Here is a 14964-nt window from a genome sequence, read left to right as displayed (position 1 = left end):
TACTGTTAAGGAAGATACAAAGCCCCTGCCGGAATTACGCCTTTGACCTGGCTGGGGCTCTCCCACATCAGCACGGCCCGCGCATCCCCCTGGTTCTCGTAATACTCCACCTTCAGCTCATGCAGCTTACCCGCAATCAGCTTCACACTGCCTTGCCGTTCCTGCCCGCTCTGCTTCATCCAGCTGTCAATAATCAGCTTGCCGTCGATCCACACCCGGATGCCATCATCCGAAGAAGTATAGATGGTGTAAGTCTCACTGTACACCGCACTTAGCCTGCCGCTCCATCTTACCGAGAACAAATCTGCACCAATAGCCGGATCAGGGGCTGCCTGTCTCCAGATGAAGTTGATGTGGGCATCCGTCCGGGTGAGGGCGGGCGTACCGCTGAGCGTAATGTTATTATAGTACTGGCCATACAAGCCCGGCTTAGGAATACCGCCCGGTGATGGATCCATTGCTGCCGCCTTTGCTGCATATTCGTCTCTCGTGAACACGAAATTATCCTTCATAAAAGCTTTGATCACCGCATCACTGTTCTTCTCATACAGCAGCTTGCCCCAGGTCATCTGGTAGCTCCATTTGTTCTGGGAACCAGCCAGCTGGGCTGCCGGAGGAAGCTCCCCATTCTCGCCAATGGCGATCAGCTTGCCGCGCCCCAGATCCCAGAGGCTGTCATGATGGCTCCCCTTGAAGTCCGCGTCATAGATATCCAGTGCCAGCACATCTACTCTTCCGCTGCCCGGGTAATATTTCGCAGGTTCGTCACACCACTGATTCTTCGCATTCGGACTCCACACCCACAGCAGATTATGCAGCTTGTGATATACGGTATACCGCTCGAACATAATCTCCCAGAGGGTGCTGAAGGAAGACTTCTGCCCCCACCAGAACCAGCCGCCGTTCATCTCATGGTAAGGTCTCCAGAGCACAGGTACACCAGCATCCTTCAGCTTTTTGAGATACACGGCTACTTTGTCCAGCTCTGCAATCATTGCTGTGTATTGGACGGTTCCCGGAGTAATATATTTGTTGAAATCTGCTTCGCTGAGGCTCATCGAGACATTCGCCCAGGCCGGAGCGGTTCCCGGCAGATTGGCATGATAGCTCATCGTCACGATTCCCCCGGCATGATGCCAGCGGACTGCACTGTCTGTGACGGCCTGCCGCTGGCTGCTGATTTGCTGCTCCGTCTGGTTGCTGATGGCACCCATTTCATAGCCGTGAAGTCCCGCATAGCTCCCGCCGGTATTCTTCAGCTTCACGCTGAATTCATCCGGGCTCTCCAGATAATCATGCTGTCCGCTGATCACGCCTTGCCCCTGCAGCCAGTATAAGGTGTTCAGCAATTTACGCGCTGGCAGGGCCAGCTCCGCATCCGCAGGACTCATCAGCACACTGCGGAAGGCGGCCTGCCATTGTACATCCCCTACCAGCCGTGACGCGGAATCCAGCAGATCTCTGAGTACACGCTGTTCCACTTTATCCACCATCCTTTTCCATCTGTTTGTACATTTTATGGCGAATTATGTAACATCAGAACGGCGGATAGACAAGAATTACGTCTGTTCCAATCCCGCAGTCATACGCTATACTATTGTGAGCGTAGGCTTCCTGCGCCCACAATACTTAAGCGTATGCTTCCGAAGCGAGTTTTGCCGGAGCTTATCATTGGAAGCTATGCTAACAAAACTTTTAAGGAGCAGATATGAAAGCCAAAAAATTCATCACCAGTCTTATTATTGTTGTTCTGCTCAGCCTGGCTGCTTACTACTTCGGGGAGAATGGTCAGCTTCCGTCCCAGACGCCGTCTTCTGGCCAGTCAGAGGTTGTACGGCTGGAATTCCCGTCTGACCGTTATCCGGAGACCGCCAGACATATTCAGGAAGCGATTGAGAACGGGGAGTCCCCCATCTGCACGATTGACCGGAATGAAGCCGAAGACAACCGTAAGGAATCCCTGAAGGGCGTACCCACCAAAAAAGGTTATGACCGCGACGAATGGCCGATGGCGATGTGTGCGGAAGGTGGAGCCGGCGCTGATATTGAATACATAACTCCCAGCGATAACCGCGGAGCTGGAAGCTGGGTCGGCAATCAGCTGGAGGACTTCGCAGACGGTACCCGCGTAGAGTTCATGTTCAAATAGGCAGAATGCCTGAATGCTCCGGCTACCGCTACCGCAAATGATTGCTGATAAGAAACAGATCGCATATTAGCCGCTCTCCTCTCCGTCATATAAGGACATTTGCATGCCTGTTATGCGAACGACAGTTCTTTATGCAATTTCACCCAAATAAAGCGTAAAATAGGGTGGGATATTATTCCATAGACGGAGAGCCGGGAGTGTTCTATATCTGTTATCGGGGGAAAAGGCTGTACGGCCCTATGTCCGAGGCTGAAGCCTTACAGGAATGGTTTGCACTTGCAGGTACAGTCAAGGAGTTGTATATCATTGAAACGGATGAGCATACAGGCAGAATCAAACGCCAGATCGGTCCGGCGGCACGCAAAAAAAAGAAATAGCCCCATCCGGCCTCAGGCCAGACAGGGCAGCACTTGTTCAATGCGGTTCTAGAACAAACAGGCTTTAGTGATAATAACCAGCAGAATGAACAGAACCAGAATCGCACCAGTCGAAGTCCAAGGGCTTACAACCGGAACAATCGGAGGACCCTGATTAACTCCACCGACGTTATTTCCACAACCGCAACCATACTCTGCTCCCATAATTTAATTCCTCCTCTTGAATATTGAATACAGCACAGAATATGTGGAAATCTAACCGGTGGCATGGGCCAATTGGCAAAGAAATGCCATTCACCTAACGGCCAAGCCCTATTCGGTCGATATAAAAGGTGGATGCGCTGCTTCAAAAAATCTTGGAGGAGGAACACAAATGGATATTGCTGCACTATCGGTTGTCATGAACCAGTCGTCTTTATTGCAGGCTGCGGGATTACAGGTCATGAGTATTGCCAAAGATCAGGCACAGACGGATGCCCAGAATATGGTCCAGATGCTGAGTCAGGGCGCACACCCCACCTTGGGAAAAACACTTGATATTCGCGCCTGATTGCTTTATGCTTACATACATAGGAACACCCGTTCCATATCCATTCAGCTGCTGACTATTGAGTGTGCTGATTGCTTAGCCCTTCAGGGCTTTTCTTTTGACCTTTAATACGAACATACGATCTTATATTGAGGTGATTGATTATGCAATCCTATTATCAGATGACTGCGTTGGAGAAATGGACAGAGGATTTATATCAGCGCATCGGTGTCCGCCAGCCGTCCGACATATCCATTGAATACATAGCCGAGCGGCTGAATATCTGGATTCATTATCTGGATGTCCGTAGCAAGAGCATTGAGGCCAGCGCTGGAATGTACAGTATGTTTATCGACAACAGGCTTCCTCCCGAACTGCAGCGGCTGGAGTTCCTCCATGAGCTGTGTCATCTGCTCCGCCATGCCGGCAAGCATACTCTGATGCCTGAACAGTTCACGCAGGCGCAGGAGGATGAATCGGAACGGTTTATTCTCTATGCCGCCATGCCCTATTCCATGATTTCTGCACGGACACTGCCTGAACTGCGTGAGGATGCCGTGGCTGAGCTTGCCAGTACCTTCCAGGTTCCTGTGGAGCTGGCTCTGCAGCGAATTGACCAGATCCAGCGGCGGATTTTCCAGGGGCAATTGATGGCCGTAATGGAAAGAAACGAAGACAGAAAATTAATCCATAGACATATTCGCTAAGCGCTGCGGGGATAATACCGGCATAGACATTAGAACAACAGATGTACCTCTATGCATGGTTACATTTCAACCGTAAAGGGGAGCGACATGGAAGCCATAAAAGTCATTCAATTATTGCTGACCCATCCGGATTACAGCGTAGATGCAGTTCATCCCGAAATTCCGGATTTTGTCGGCATTGAGACCATTGAAGTGGACCACGAAACGCAGACCTTCTCCATCTTACTGCAGGAACCCAAGGAGTACGATTAAACCTCCGTGAAGAATAATCAGCATATAGAGAGCTAGCTCAGTCCATAACCTTTCACCCTATAAAAAAGTGACCCCGCCAATATCCGGCAGGGTCTAAGGTTTCTATCAGGGGGTATGTATACACTATACTCACTGTTGCTTAAACCAACCTTAAATCAGGCTGAGCAGGTTCTGATTATGGGCAAAGGGTCAGGGGACTGCAATTTTCAGTTTTCTCTTGTGCTACCATATTGTACAATAATGGGAGTAACTGCAATTTATTATCCCCGCGGACGGAGTGATTCTATCACTATCAGGACAATCAAGAAATGGATCGTAGCCGCTCTAGTCTTTCTAAGCCTATTGAGTATTCTTTACTATTTACTATCCAAGGTCGTATTCGAATACATAACGTTCTCAGATCCCTATAATAATATCTTTCAAATGATCGCAATGGGCATCATGCTTATTGTAGCGCTGGTCTGCACTTCTCTGCTGATTAATGACAAGAATAACGACTAGCCGCTGCTGACAAACTGGATAATCCCGATACCCGCCATTGCCAGGGAGATTCCGAGTATTACCGCAAGCATGATCCAGACTACCTTTTTGGTGGACTGCGGGGGCGGGTTATAGTTCTCCATCACAGCAATCCGTTTCTCCAGCGCAGCAACCCGCTTCTCCAGTTCACGGTTGTTATCCTCTGCTTCACTCTTTCTCCACTCTCCTCTGGTTATATATTTTTTAATCGTTTCATCATGTTTCTGTAACTTATATCCAGCTCCCATCCCTTACTATGGACAAGGGAGGTGTTTGTAGTGGAAATTCTAAGAAGTGTTTGGTTATTGCTGCAACTTGCAGCTGGCCTTTGGGGGTTCACATTTAATCCGATGCCCGCACAAGCCGCTGATACAGGTGCTTCTGTGTCTACAGAGAACATTCAGACTTATCAATATAATTTGGATGAGATGCACGGTTGGAAGGTCACTTCGGCCGGTTCCGGGATGTTCAGAGCTGATAATGCGATCTACCAGACGGCCGATAGCGGCAAGACCTGGGATAAGCTCAGTGATTCGGAGAATGGAACCTTACCGTCCGGACCGGTTGGAGCATTTACATTCAGTAGTGCGGATAACGGCTGGCTAACCATCAACACTCCGCAGCCAGGGACCCAGCGGCTGTACACAACCGGAGATGGCGGAGCGCACTGGACCCAAGAGAAGCTTGAAGTGCCTGATCAATACGCCTCTTCCATGTTCGATCCTGCACCGCCTGTTTTTTTCAGCTCAACATCCTATGGAATCATGATTCCGGATCACACGGAGATACAGAATGCACAGGGCGGAAACACTTCGTTTTTCCTGTTTTTCGTGACCCAAGATTACGGGCGGCACTGGAATGCTATAACTGACCCTACCGCCGGTACATGGAACAGTTTGTCCTGGGACGCTGCTGAAATTCAGGATAAGGAGCATTATTCTTGGGAAATCCGCATTGGCCATGCCCTTTGGACTTCACCGGACGGCAAGGATTGGGCTACATCCATGGAAACAGCACATCAAAAATCCTCGTTCCATAAATGACAACCGCAAGACCCAGAAAGATCCCGAAGACTCCGCCCACCCGAAGAACCGTTTGCTGGCCTGGCGTAGCTGTAGACTCCATAGTTTCCCGGAAAGGCCTCCGGGTTCGAATCTTGACCCCTTTTCGGGAGAAGGCCAGCTGCACAGCCGAGTAGATAATTCCTATTCCCACCAGCCGCGAGAACCAATCCATAATGCTCCAGTCTGCGATATTCATAGCCTCACGCTCCTTTTACAAGTTATTACCCAGTAAATGGAATGTGAAGTCAACTTCTCCCTGAAGTCATTCTTAGAACTTCGGAACTCTACTTCGCTCTTCTGCGCGCTAATAACCAATCGAACAATAATCCAAACCCCAGCCAGAAGAAGAAGTGAATTCCGTATAGTATAAACTGGAACAGAAGTTCATTGTCCATGGTGTAATGCAGATCTGTCAGCTGAGGGTTAAGCCATAACAGTAAAGGACCGGTCAAAAAAAGCAGCAGGTTTTTATCATCTTGTCCTGACAGATTAATCATACATACCGCTACAGACAGAATCGGTAACCACAAACCCAATCTCTTCATTAATTTCATCTAAGCCCCTCCATTTACTAAATACTACCATATAATGATAGACGGGGACCATGACATACATCTTGAATCCATAGAGAACCGCGCCAGAATATTATCTATTAATAATTCTCCCCGGCATAATACCGCTCCAGCTTATGCTCCAGATGTATGAGCTGTGCTTTTTTCGCTTCTATATCATCCAGGAGCTGTTTCTTCTGATTCTGAATAAGCGTAATCCGCTCCGGTAAGGTAGCCGTGCCGGCTTTGACCATATCATGATACTTCTTGATCTCCTCCACGCTCATTCCCGTTTCACGCAGACATCTAAGGAAGATCAGCCAGGTAATTTCCTGCTCGGTATACAGTCGGTTGTTCTGCTCATTGCGGGCTACTGCATCCAGAAGTCCTTTTCGTTCATAGAAGCGGATCGCCCCTATGCCCACCCCAACTTTTTTGGCGACTTGTCCTATCGTAAACATTCCGGTTCACTCCCAAATATTTATGTTGACCTACACTTAGTGTAGCATAATAAGCTTTGAATTGTTGCTAGACCATATCCCACAGAAAGAAGGATTACGATGAACAGAACCGCTTTTGTAACAGGCGCCAATAAAGGAATTGGATTTGAAATTGCGAGACAACTCGGTGAAGCCGGCTGGAAGGTGTTGCTTGGTGCACGCAGTGTTGAACGGGGGGAAGCCGCAGCTTCCGAACTAAGAAACCAGGGATTAAACGCAGAGTTTGTGCAAATTGATATGACTAATCAAGAGAGTATTGAACAAGCAGCCGGCAGCATTCAGGCCAATTACGCTGATCTGAAGCTTTTAATTAATAATGCCGGCATGCCGGGAGCCTTCTCGAGCTCATTCAGTGCAACCCAGGAGGCCGATTTGCGCAATGCCTTTGAAGTGAATTTCTTCGGAACGTTCCGCCTGAATCAACAGCTGTTCCCTTTAATCCAAAAGAATGAAGGAACCATTGTGAACGTATCGACCGATATGGCTTCACTTCACTTCATGCAGAGCTCTGCATATGCGCTTAATGCTTTTGACTATAATGCCTCCAAAACCTCCAACAATGCAATGACCGTGGCCATGGCGATTGAATGCAAGGACAGCAATACTCAAGTATTCGCCGTAACTCCCGGCTTCACCAAGACGGATTTGAACGGCAATGCCGAGGGCGGCAAATCCAAAGCAGACGGTGCAGCTATTATTGTCGGCTACGCAACGGATGGTAAGCGGCATAACGGGGAGTTTCTCGATGTAAATGGGGTTTATGCCTGGTAATGCAGGTTAGACTTGCCACGAAAGAAAAGTGCCCGCCAACGGATTACGGTTGACGGGCCTCAATATAACAGACTATCGTGTCACTTCCATGAAAAACTGCTGTAAATCCAATTCGGATTTTATATTTTCAATCACATTTTTCAAACCAGGAACCCAGAGCAAAGTGTCTTGCCGAATATAGTTTAAAACTAAGGCGCAACTCCGTTCAAATTTTTCAATATGGGGGCTGTGTTCATTTTTCAAAACTTTTCTGACCTCATCTGCTAATTCCATATAATCAGAGTCAATGTGATCTTGCTTATTTATTTCAGCGGGTTTTAATTTAGACCAGGCGTAAGCTCCTCCAGCCACTACTTCTTCAGATCCCTCCACATATTCCAGAGACGAATCCTCGTTAATGAATTCATTAATCCGCGCCTCTAGACCTTTGAAGGTTTGGACAAAATTAATTACGTCTTCCAAAAAGACACCTCCCAAATAGATAAGAAGATGTGATTTTCCGCTGCTGTAAAATTCCTTCAGTTAGCAATCACAATCTTGTGTGAGTCCAGTGTATCGCATTTTTAAACAAAAATACATTGTGAAAATTTGAACCTTCTCCAGAAAACTCACATTAGATCCTTAACAACTAAATGGAACTAATTAATGTATGACGATGAAATAGAAGAGAGCTGCTAATACAAACCGATAGAGGGCAAACCATTCCAAGCGAAGACGTTTAATCAGTTTGATAAAGGTCACTACGGCAATCATTGCCACTATAAAGGATGCCGCAAAGCCAATTAACATTAGAAGTAAATCGTCAGAATTCAACAAATCACGGCTATCATACAAATCCAACAAGCTTGCACCAAACATGACAGGGACGGAAATAAGAAATGTAAAATCTGCGGCGGCTTTTTGGCTAGTGCCTAGCAAAAGGCCGCCTGAAATCGTCGAACCCGATCTTGAGAATCCCGGCCACAACGCCAGGCATTGGAACAGACCGATTCCGAAGGCTTGTTTATAGCTAATTCCATCCATCGTATCAGCGGTTTCTGTCCGCCTATTCCGTGCAGCGATGATCATCAACAAGCCCCCGACTACTAGACCGATCACGACAGGAGTCGGGCCGAATAAACGGCTTTTTATAGTATCCTTGAAGAGGAGATACATGATTAATGCAGGCAACATAGCTAATATCATATGAATGATGTTTAATCCTTTACTTTTGGAGAAATCCATTCTAACCATATTAGACCCAATCTCCAAATACCTTTTCCAGTAAAGAATTAAAACCGCCATTACTGCACCCAGCTGTATAACAATCTTAAAAGTGATTGCAGCTTCTCCCTCAAAGCTAAGCAAATCACCTGCTAAAATAAGATGTCCGGTAGATGATACCGGTAGAAATTCAGTTAAACCTTCGATTATGCCGAGAATGATTGCTTTCATAATGTCAGTCACCAGTGGATAGTCCCCTTTCGGTAATGGAAGCTTTTTATTTCCAGTATACGGGGGACATAATTATTTCCCAATCGATTGACCTTACAATCTTCCATTCAGCATGACATAATTGTCACATTGATCATTTATAATCAGCAAATCCGGATTTTGGCCCGTCCCACCAATCAGTAATAAAATATACCGATTGAAACGCATCTGCTGGCTTTTCTCGCTTCATAGGTTCACCTCATAGCAAGTTCTTTATGGCAGCTGCCACACAGTTAATCCATTTCTACTGCTAAACATAGCCGCCTCTGGCCCTTCGTTATCTTCTCCTCTTAACGAAATCTCCAACACCATATTATTATATCTGTCCTAATGTAGGATGATACTAATGAATACCTCTTAGATGACTTACGGAATGCTCATTGGACATGGCTAATTCTCCCCACTAAAAAATTTTTGGCTGTTGAGCTGTAGCGTTATTTGTGTCCCACAAATTCGCAGGTCTATCCGAATCCGGCATGACAAGTCGTACAGAACAAACGGATCGCCGGTACATGCAGATAGGATTTCCTCTTGAAGACCGACAGATGGCTCATTGTGATTAACAAGCAGAATCTGGCTTACGTGTAACTCTGGTATGTTGAGAAGTTCGTTGATATACTGGGTTTGCATTTTACAATAATACAGGAGTGGCAGGAATCAAGTAGACCGATGAATTCCCGGATTGGCTTTCGTCTAAATAAACGAAGGCATCAATGACAACAAACCATTTTGAAGATGAGGTGTTAAAAATGGTATTAATGTCCACATTCACGAGCTTCAATCTGCCTGTAAACAACGTAGAACAGTCGAAGGCGTTCTTCACCGGACTCGGATTCGAGCTCAACCCGCAATTCCCCGATAATGAGAATTCGGTAGCCATCGTGATCGGCGACAACCTGCAGATCATGCTGCTCACCAAAGAACTATTAAAGTCGCTCACGCAGAAGGAAACCGTTGATACGGAAAAGTATGCGCAAATGACGATCGCACTCACCTTCGAGAGCCGAGAAAAGGTGGTTGAAATCGTGAATACTGCGGTCTCCTTGGGCGGGAAATCGTACGAAGAGCCTGAGGACTATGGATTCATGTATCATTGGGCCTTCGAGGACTTGGACGGCCATATGTGGGCAATCAACTACATGAACACGGATGCCGCTCAAGGTTAAGGATAACGGAGAGCGCACTGATACTTGGATTAACAAGGGAAGATGACGGGTGCCTTCCCCGGCGTCTTTTTTGCGACAGGGTTATTTTATGTATGCTCTTAATTCAAATCGTTGACCGCACGAACCGCGCACCATAGATTGATTTTCCTATACTTTTTTTCTTAAGGAAGGCCATGCTGAGGATATAAAGTGGCTTACTTTAAAGTGGATTACCCATAAAGGCGGAGATTCTGAAATCACGCAGGATAACCAAAATAAATATGATGTAAAAATCGAGTTTAAAGCTTGAACCTGTGGAATATAAGTCTCCGTTAGCAATTCCGTCAGCATCTCAAAATTAAGACCTTTCCCCACTCAAGCCTATTCGCTCCGCCGACTCTATAAACAGCAAAAAACCCTTACAGGGTAAGGGTTTTAGTGAAGTGGGCCCTACAGGACTCGAACCTGTGACCAATCGGTTATGAGCCGACCGCTCTAACCAACTGAGCTAAGGGCCCGGACTAGGATATCCGTATTATACAAGTGCTGTCTGATGAAATAAAATTGGTTGCGGGGGCAGGATTTGAACCTGCGGCCTTCGGGTTATGAGCCCGACGAGCTACCGGGCTGCTCCACCCCGCGTCAGTAATCATATTCAAACAGCGACAATAGATAATATACAATATAAGCATAGATAAAGTCAAGGATGAATTTGGTTAATTTGTTTATGGCAGAAAACGCACACCGTAGCGGCCCTTGCGCGAACGGTAAATTTCCACAAAACGCGGATCATGATAGCCGTAGATCCAGCCGTCCTGTTCAAGTCTTTTAGCCAGACAACCCGCTTGAAATCTTGTCCTGAACAATTTCGCGAAGTATATCCAATTCATGATGCCCTTCTCCTTTTTCGTATTAATGTTTGCTGCTGCTCTGATCATTATCATGCCCAGTTTTTCATTAATAACAGGAAAAAAGCCCTGCGGAACGGCTGGCAATTTCTGCACCGCTTGTCTGAAATTATTTTCCATTCAAGAATTCAGAGGATAGTTGTATAATGTACAATTAAAAACAGCAAAAAGGGATGCTTGCCTCTTATAACTGTAGTCTGTACAACTAAATCTGCCCGAATCGGGGAAAACCGTCTGCAACTCGAAGTTTAATTGCACGAAATACAACTAAACGATTATTTGGTTATAAATCAGACGATTTAGTTGTACAAAGTGCACTTAAGCATACCGGATCGGATATACCATAATGGGGTCACTACAAACCATTGGCAAATGATTTTCCAAAGTGGTTCTCACTAGTTTAAATTTGACGCTATACTACTTGCCCTTCGCACTTCGCTCCAGCCAGCCGTTGTCCAGATTGAACAAGACCGCGGGATCTTTGCGCATCGCGTTAAGCATATGGTTGCCCTGCTGCTCCCAGGCCTTGAGGGCATTCGCTACCGTCCGTTTGCCTTGAATGACTTCGCTGAACAGCATTTGTCCGGCCAGATTAATCTGATAAATATTAGGCATCTTGTACGCTAGACTCTCCACATTAGCGTCCGTCACCCGCACAGGCTTCACATTGTAAAAGGGTTCAAGGCTTACTCCAGCCTTCTGTGAACGGTTGAAATCCATCCGGGAGGTAAGCTGATAAGGATTGGCCGCCTTGATTCTGGCTACTTCGTTGCTGTTCACAAATTTGATCAGCTCCCAGGCATCCTCTTCATTCTGCGCGGTACTGCTGATGGCCAGCATCTGATCCAGTCCCGCGCCGACGGCCACGCCCGGCTTCTCGGCAAACGTAGGTACGGCGGCGATTCCCCAATCCACATGTCTGAAATTAATGTTCTTAATCAGGAGCGCATTGCGGTCCGCGGAAGCCAACTCGTTGATATAACCATATTCCCCGATGACCATTGCCGCTTTGCCCGTCAGAAACCAGTCTCCCAGAAACGGGTTAAATCCGGTCTCTGCAGGTTCGGCAACAGCTGCGGCTGCGGCTTCAATATCATCCGGGCCGGGGATAATCTTCTTCTGAATCAGATTGCTGAAGGTAGTCCAGCCTTTACTCCACAGCGCATTGTTCACTGTCATTGCCCCGCCTTGGTTATCGTACATAGCAGCTTGCAGAGGAGAAAGATACGCCTGCATATCCCCGAACGGATCGCCGACATAACGGCTCCTTGAGAAGCCATATATCCGCTCATCCATCTGCTTGGAGGTCTTCGTCACCATACCTGCAAGCTTGAAGAATTCATCCCAGGTCATCCCGTCCGTTGGATAATTCACTCCGGCAGCATCGAATATCCCTTTGTTATAGAAAACTACACTGGCGTTGAAAGTAGGTGCCAGCGCAAATAGATGGCCCCTTCCGAGCTCACGGACACCATTCAGCATCGTTGGTGCCATATTGCTGATATCATAGCCGTCACGGTCAATCAGCGGCTGCAGAGGCTCAAGCATGTTCTGGGCTGCCAGACTCCTGATCAGGCTGCTGTCTCCTATGACCACATCTACCGGATCACTGCCAACCATGATGTCACGCATATGCCCCAATGCTTCCGGTCCTTCCACCATGTACGTGTTGGTGAAGCGGAACTGCTCCTGATCCACCGCCGGAACAAACTCCAGCTTCACGTCCGGATGCGTGAACTCATAGAGGTCAGTCAGATTCTGGCGCAGATAGGTATCATCGCTGTTACTCCACAGACTGCCGATCCGCAGGACCCGCTGTCCTCCCGATGGCTGCGTCACCACGGATGCCGTCAGGGGTTTGGCCGAAGTGGCAGAGCTGACAGGGGCTGCCGCCGCTTCAGCCGAAATAACAGGCAACAGTACCGCCGCACAGAGTGCCAGCTGAAGACCGCGCCTGAGCAGAAGAGGAATCGTTGATTTAGCCATATTTATAGCCTCCTAATGAAATATCATAAGCCTGGACAAGTGGCTGAGCATGCCTTTATTTAGCATTATATAGCCTATTCGAATATCGGAAGTGACATCCCATTTAAACTAAAAAGACAGTTTGTTCACCTTGGCACAGACTGCTTTTGTCTAACGCAAAAAAAGAAGCCCTGCTGTACCTGTGAAGGCACGGGGCTTCTTGCTGTATTTCTGGCCTGCTTCCGGGCGGCGGCTGTTGTCGCATGAATTTCCCGATTCATCCGCCTTTTATTGTAGGGATCCGTCAGCTTTACACAAAATCCTGCACAGAATACAACATTTTCCTCATCCTATCGGCCAAAATCGAAGATTGTTGTAGAAAATGCAGCATTTCCTCTTCACCAAGCGGCTTAGCAGGAATATTCTTGTATTTCATACAACAATCCTCCTAAACACCTGGCTATGCATGAGACAAAGTTGTAAAACGTACAACATTAATGTCCACACCGCTCACTAAGAAGCTTCATAAGAAGTTTCAAATGAGCCGGTAACAAATCAAGTGTGAGGTATTGATGTATCTGCAATCCAGCTTATACGCCGAACGCTGCCGGGTCTTTACGCCACGATTGCAGCAGCGCTACATCCGAGTCAGCGATCGTGCCTTGAGCCAGCGCCACATCAATGAGTGTGCTGTAATTGGACAGGCTCTGCAGCGGGATTTCCGCAGCGGCGAAGGCATCTACGGCGCGGTCCAGCTCATAGCTGAAGATAGCCAGTACGGCCAGCGGTACGCCGCCCGCTTCCTGCACAGCCTGCGCGGCCTTGATCGAGCTGCCGCCGGTGGAGATCAGATCCTCAATCACGATCACCTTCTGGCCGGGAGCGATCAGGCCTTCGATCTGGTTCTGCTTGCCGTGGCCTTTGGCCTTGTCGCGGATATAAGCCATCGGCAGACCGAGCTTATCGGCCACCCAGGCCGCGTGCGGAATTCCGGCTGTTGCAGTCCCGGCAATCACCTCAGCGTCCGGATAGCTGCTTCTGATCAGCTCTGCGAAGGCCTCAGCAATATAGTTACGGACAACCGGGAAGGACAAGGTCAGGCGGTTATCGCAATAGATCGGCGATTTGATGCCGGAGGTCCAGGTGAACGGCTCCTGCGGGCGCAGGGCTACCGCTCCAATCTCCAGCAGGTAACGTGCAACTTGTTCACTTTTATTCTCTAATGGGCTCATACTTCGCTCATCTCCTCAATAATGGTAAGTGCTGCGGCGCGCGGATCTGCCGCCGCTGTAATCGGCCGGCCCACTACCAGGTAGTGGCTGCCCTGCCGTATAGCTTGTCCGGGTGTCATAACCCGGGACTGATCGTCAAGGGAGGCACCGGCAGGCCGGATACCCGGGGTCACCGTGCGGAAATCCGGTCCGCAGGCTGCTGCGATCACCGCTGATTCCTGCGGCGATGCTACCACACCATGCAGGCCGGCTTCCGCCGCAAGCTTGGCGTACCGTACAACCGTGTCCGTCACCGTTCCGGCGATGCCGATTTCGCTGTTCATAACCTCCTGGCTGGTGCTGGTCAGCTGGGTCACCGCGATAATGAGCGGAATATGCAGCGACGGATGCAGGCTGACGGCCTTCGCTGCGCCTTCCAGAGCAGCAGCCATCATGGCAGCTCCTCCGGCGGCATGCACGTTGAACATATCAACGCCCAGCATGGTCAGGCTCTCCGCCCCGCCCCGGACGGTGTTCGGGATATCATGCATTTTGACGTCCAGGAAGACCGAATAGCCGCGTTCCTTCAGCTCCCGGATGAAGTCCGGCCCGGCAGCATAGAACAGCTGCATGCCGACCTTCATATAGCAAGGGATACCTTCCAGCTGGTCGAGTAATAGCCTCGCCTGTGCCGCATCCGGATAGTCCAGGGCAACCATCAGCCGTCCGGCCATTTCATTACGCTTTTCTACTTGCCCGATGTTCTCATGTTCGTGGTGCTGCTGTGCTGCGGTCCCGTCCATTTGCCAGCCTTCTTTCTGTAATCAAGTGGTAATGAGCTCT

22 protein-coding genes and 2 tRNA genes are annotated in these 14964 nt (G+C 48.4%); 9 read left to right on the top strand and 15 right to left on the bottom strand.

Features of this window, described 5'->3' with window-relative positions:
• Positions 1-5 precede the first annotated feature (5 nt).
• Positions 6-1481, bottom strand: coding sequence for a glycosyl hydrolase (locus tag NSU14_RS05310; protein WP_340943345.1), 1476 nt, complete (start codon positions 1479-1481; stop codon positions 6-8).
• 227 nt (positions 1482-1708) lie between these two features.
• Here NSU14_RS05310 and NSU14_RS05305 point away from each other — a divergent pair, with 227 nt between their 5' ends.
• Complete coding sequence (locus NSU14_RS05305; protein WP_340943343.1) at positions 1709-2149, top strand: NucA/NucB deoxyribonuclease domain-containing protein; 441 nt, start codon at positions 1709-1711, stop codon at positions 2147-2149.
• 239 nt (positions 2150-2388) lie between these two features.
• Positions 2389-2526, top strand: a complete 138-nt coding sequence (locus tag NSU14_RS05300) for a hypothetical protein (RefSeq protein WP_156118708.1) — start codon at positions 2389-2391, stop codon at positions 2524-2526.
• Between the two features lie 48 nt (positions 2527-2574).
• Here the strand turns inward: NSU14_RS05300 and NSU14_RS05295 are convergent, their stop codons facing one another.
• Positions 2575-2730: a hypothetical protein gene (locus tag NSU14_RS05295; RefSeq protein ID WP_155991357.1), complete on the bottom strand. Its 156-nt coding sequence runs from the start codon at positions 2728-2730 to the stop codon at positions 2575-2577.
• A 169-nt stretch (positions 2731-2899) separates the two neighbouring features.
• Here NSU14_RS05295 and NSU14_RS05290 point away from each other — a divergent pair, with 169 nt between their 5' ends.
• From NSU14_RS05290 to NSU14_RS05275, 4 genes are all read left to right on the top strand, one after another.
• Entirely contained in the window at positions 2900-3076 is a 177-nt protein-coding gene (locus NSU14_RS05290; RefSeq protein WP_076243860.1) for a YjfB family protein, read from the top strand.
• Positions 3077-3219: 143 nt separating this feature from the next.
• Positions 3220-3762, top strand: a complete 543-nt coding sequence (locus NSU14_RS05285; RefSeq protein WP_171719980.1) for an ImmA/IrrE family metallo-endopeptidase — start codon at positions 3220-3222, stop codon at positions 3760-3762.
• Between the two features lie 87 nt (positions 3763-3849).
• Positions 3850-4014, top strand: a complete 165-nt coding sequence (locus tag NSU14_RS05280; protein ID WP_156118709.1) for a hypothetical protein — start codon at positions 3850-3852, stop codon at positions 4012-4014.
• A 342-nt stretch (positions 4015-4356) separates the two neighbouring features.
• On the top strand, positions 4357-4515 hold the full coding sequence (locus NSU14_RS05275) for a hypothetical protein (protein ID WP_156118710.1): 159 nt from the start codon (positions 4357-4359) through the stop codon (positions 4513-4515).
• Here NSU14_RS05275 and NSU14_RS05270 read toward each other — a convergent pair.
• Positions 4512-4781 (bottom strand): hypothetical protein, encoded by a 270-nt coding sequence (locus NSU14_RS05270; protein WP_336101025.1) that lies wholly within the window; start codon positions 4779-4781, stop codon positions 4512-4514. The two genes, NSU14_RS05275 and NSU14_RS05270, sit on opposite strands and share 4 nt — an antisense overlap.
• Positions 4782-4811: 30 nt before the next feature.
• Between NSU14_RS05270 and NSU14_RS05265 the strand changes: the two genes are divergently transcribed.
• Positions 4812-5576, top strand: a complete 765-nt coding sequence (locus NSU14_RS05265) for a WD40/YVTN/BNR-like repeat-containing protein (RefSeq protein ID WP_340943333.1) — start codon at positions 4812-4814, stop codon at positions 5574-5576.
• Here the strand turns inward: NSU14_RS05265 and NSU14_RS05260 are convergent.
• From NSU14_RS05260 to NSU14_RS05250, 3 genes are all read right to left on the bottom strand, one after another.
• Positions 5530-5793, bottom strand: a complete 264-nt coding sequence (locus NSU14_RS05260) for a hypothetical protein (protein WP_144026075.1) — start codon at positions 5791-5793, stop codon at positions 5530-5532. The two genes, NSU14_RS05265 and NSU14_RS05260, sit on opposite strands and share 47 nt — an antisense overlap.
• Before the next feature lie 88 nt (positions 5794-5881).
• Positions 5882-6151 carry a hypothetical protein gene (locus NSU14_RS05255; protein ID WP_076243871.1) on the bottom strand — a complete coding sequence of 90 codons (270 nt, stop codon included), beginning with the start codon at positions 6149-6151 and terminating at the stop codon, positions 5882-5884.
• A 98-nt stretch (positions 6152-6249) separates the two neighbouring features.
• Positions 6250-6609, bottom strand: a complete 360-nt coding sequence (locus NSU14_RS05250) for a MerR family transcriptional regulator (protein WP_076244111.1) — start codon at positions 6607-6609, stop codon at positions 6250-6252.
• Between the two features lie 99 nt (positions 6610-6708).
• Here NSU14_RS05250 and NSU14_RS05245 point away from each other — a divergent pair, with 99 nt between their 5' ends.
• Positions 6709-7419 carry an SDR family NAD(P)-dependent oxidoreductase gene (locus NSU14_RS05245; protein ID WP_340943327.1) on the top strand — a complete coding sequence of 237 codons (711 nt, stop codon included), beginning with the start codon at positions 6709-6711 and terminating at the stop codon, positions 7417-7419.
• Between the two features lie 72 nt (positions 7420-7491).
• On the opposite strand, the gene NSU14_RS05240 is transcribed toward NSU14_RS05245, so the two are convergent.
• Together NSU14_RS05240 and NSU14_RS05235 are read right to left on the bottom strand one after the other, a co-directional pair.
• Positions 7492-7881, bottom strand: a complete 390-nt coding sequence (locus NSU14_RS05240; protein ID WP_076243876.1) for a hypothetical protein — start codon at positions 7879-7881, stop codon at positions 7492-7494.
• 180 nt (positions 7882-8061) lie between these two features.
• Positions 8062-8865, bottom strand: a complete 804-nt coding sequence (locus NSU14_RS05235) for an undecaprenyl-diphosphate phosphatase (RefSeq protein ID WP_336101029.1) — start codon at positions 8863-8865, stop codon at positions 8062-8064.
• 776 nt (positions 8866-9641) lie between these two features.
• Here NSU14_RS05235 and NSU14_RS05230 point away from each other — a divergent pair.
• Positions 9642-10058: a VOC family protein gene (locus tag NSU14_RS05230; protein WP_340943325.1), complete on the top strand. Its 417-nt coding sequence runs from the start codon at positions 9642-9644 to the stop codon at positions 10056-10058.
• Between the two features lie 423 nt (positions 10059-10481).
• Here the strand turns inward: NSU14_RS05230 and NSU14_RS05225 are convergent.
• From NSU14_RS05225 to pyrF, 7 genes are all read right to left on the bottom strand, one after another.
• Positions 10482-10555: transfer RNA gene (locus tag NSU14_RS05225), tRNA-Ile, on the bottom strand.
• A gap of 47 nt (positions 10556-10602) precedes the next feature.
• Positions 10603-10679 (bottom strand) — tRNA-Met (locus NSU14_RS05220).
• Positions 10680-10762: 83 nt separating this feature from the next.
• The gene (locus NSU14_RS05215; protein ID WP_019909365.1) at positions 10763-10927 is read right to left on the bottom strand and encodes a hypothetical protein; all 165 of its coding nucleotides are present in this window, start codon (positions 10925-10927) and stop codon (positions 10763-10765) included.
• Between the two features lie 435 nt (positions 10928-11362).
• A complete protein-coding gene (locus NSU14_RS05210) occupies positions 11363-12931 on the bottom strand; it encodes an extracellular solute-binding protein (protein WP_340943323.1) in 1569 nt (522 codons plus the stop codon).
• A 289-nt stretch (positions 12932-13220) separates the two neighbouring features.
• Positions 13221-13346 (bottom strand): hypothetical protein, encoded by a 126-nt coding sequence (locus NSU14_RS05205; protein ID WP_256703856.1) that lies wholly within the window; start codon positions 13344-13346, stop codon positions 13221-13223.
• Between the two features lie 154 nt (positions 13347-13500).
• Positions 13501-14142 carry an orotate phosphoribosyltransferase gene (gene pyrE, locus NSU14_RS05200; RefSeq protein ID WP_340943321.1) on the bottom strand — a complete coding sequence of 214 codons (642 nt, stop codon included), beginning with the start codon at positions 14140-14142 and terminating at the stop codon, positions 13501-13503.
• Positions 14139-14855 (bottom strand): orotidine-5'-phosphate decarboxylase, encoded by a 717-nt coding sequence (gene pyrF, locus NSU14_RS05195; protein WP_042141534.1) that lies wholly within the window; start codon positions 14853-14855, stop codon positions 14139-14141. Before pyrF ends, pyrE begins: the two co-directional genes overlap by 4 nt.
• Positions 14856-14964: the final 109 nt, after the last annotated feature.

This window comes from Paenibacillus sp. FSL R10-2771, from assembly GCF_038000205.1.
GTDB classification, from domain to species: Bacteria; Bacillota; Bacilli; order Paenibacillales; family Paenibacillaceae; genus Paenibacillus_AQ; species Paenibacillus_AQ phytohabitans.
This window is presented reverse-complemented; position numbering and strand designations above follow the sequence as displayed.

Excerpts from the sequence above, each read along its gene's own strand:
- NSU14_RS05280 (WP_156118709.1), top strand. The coding sequence starts at position 3,850 with ATGGAAGCCATAAAAGTCATTCAATTATTGCTGACCCATCCGGATTAC.
- NSU14_RS05285 (WP_171719980.1), top strand. The coding sequence starts at position 3,220 with ATGCAATCCTATTATCAGATGACTGCGTTGGAGAAATGGACAGAGGAT.
- NSU14_RS05245 (WP_340943327.1), top strand. The coding sequence starts at position 6,709 with ATGAACAGAACCGCTTTTGTAACAGGCGCCAATAAAGGAATTGGATTT.
- NSU14_RS05215 (WP_019909365.1), bottom strand. The coding sequence starts at position 10,927 with ATGAATTGGATATACTTCGCGAAATTGTTCAGGACAAGATTTCAAGCG.
- NSU14_RS05210 (WP_340943323.1), bottom strand. The coding sequence starts at position 12,931 with ATGGCTAAATCAACGATTCCTCTTCTGCTCAGGCGCGGTCTTCAGCTG.
- NSU14_RS05295 (WP_155991357.1), bottom strand. The coding sequence starts at position 2,730 with ATGGGAGCAGAGTATGGTTGCGGTTGTGGAAATAACGTCGGTGGAGTT.
- NSU14_RS05300 (WP_156118708.1), top strand. The coding sequence starts at position 2,389 with ATGTCCGAGGCTGAAGCCTTACAGGAATGGTTTGCACTTGCAGGTACA.
- NSU14_RS05270 (WP_336101025.1), bottom strand. The coding sequence starts at position 4,781 with ATGGGAGCTGGATATAAGTTACAGAAACATGATGAAACGATTAAAAAA.
- NSU14_RS05305 (WP_340943343.1), top strand. The coding sequence starts at position 1,709 with ATGAAAGCCAAAAAATTCATCACCAGTCTTATTATTGTTGTTCTGCTC.
- NSU14_RS05255 (WP_076243871.1), bottom strand. The coding sequence starts at position 6,151 with ATGAAATTAATGAAGAGATTGGGTTTGTGGTTACCGATTCTGTCTGTA.
- NSU14_RS05230 (WP_340943325.1), top strand. The coding sequence starts at position 9,642 with ATGGTATTAATGTCCACATTCACGAGCTTCAATCTGCCTGTAAACAAC.
- pyrF (WP_042141534.1), bottom strand. The coding sequence starts at position 14,855 with ATGGCCGGACGGCTGATGGTTGCCCTGGACTATCCGGATGCGGCACAG.
- pyrE (WP_340943321.1), bottom strand. The coding sequence starts at position 14,142 with ATGAGCCCATTAGAGAATAAAAGTGAACAAGTTGCACGTTACCTGCTG.
- NSU14_RS05260 (WP_144026075.1), bottom strand. The coding sequence starts at position 5,793 with ATGAATATCGCAGACTGGAGCATTATGGATTGGTTCTCGCGGCTGGTG.
- NSU14_RS05290 (WP_076243860.1), top strand. The coding sequence starts at position 2,900 with ATGGATATTGCTGCACTATCGGTTGTCATGAACCAGTCGTCTTTATTG.
- NSU14_RS05250 (WP_076244111.1), bottom strand. The coding sequence starts at position 6,609 with ATGTTTACGATAGGACAAGTCGCCAAAAAAGTTGGGGTGGGCATAGGG.
- NSU14_RS05205 (WP_256703856.1), bottom strand. The coding sequence starts at position 13,346 with ATGAAATACAAGAATATTCCTGCTAAGCCGCTTGGTGAAGAGGAAATG.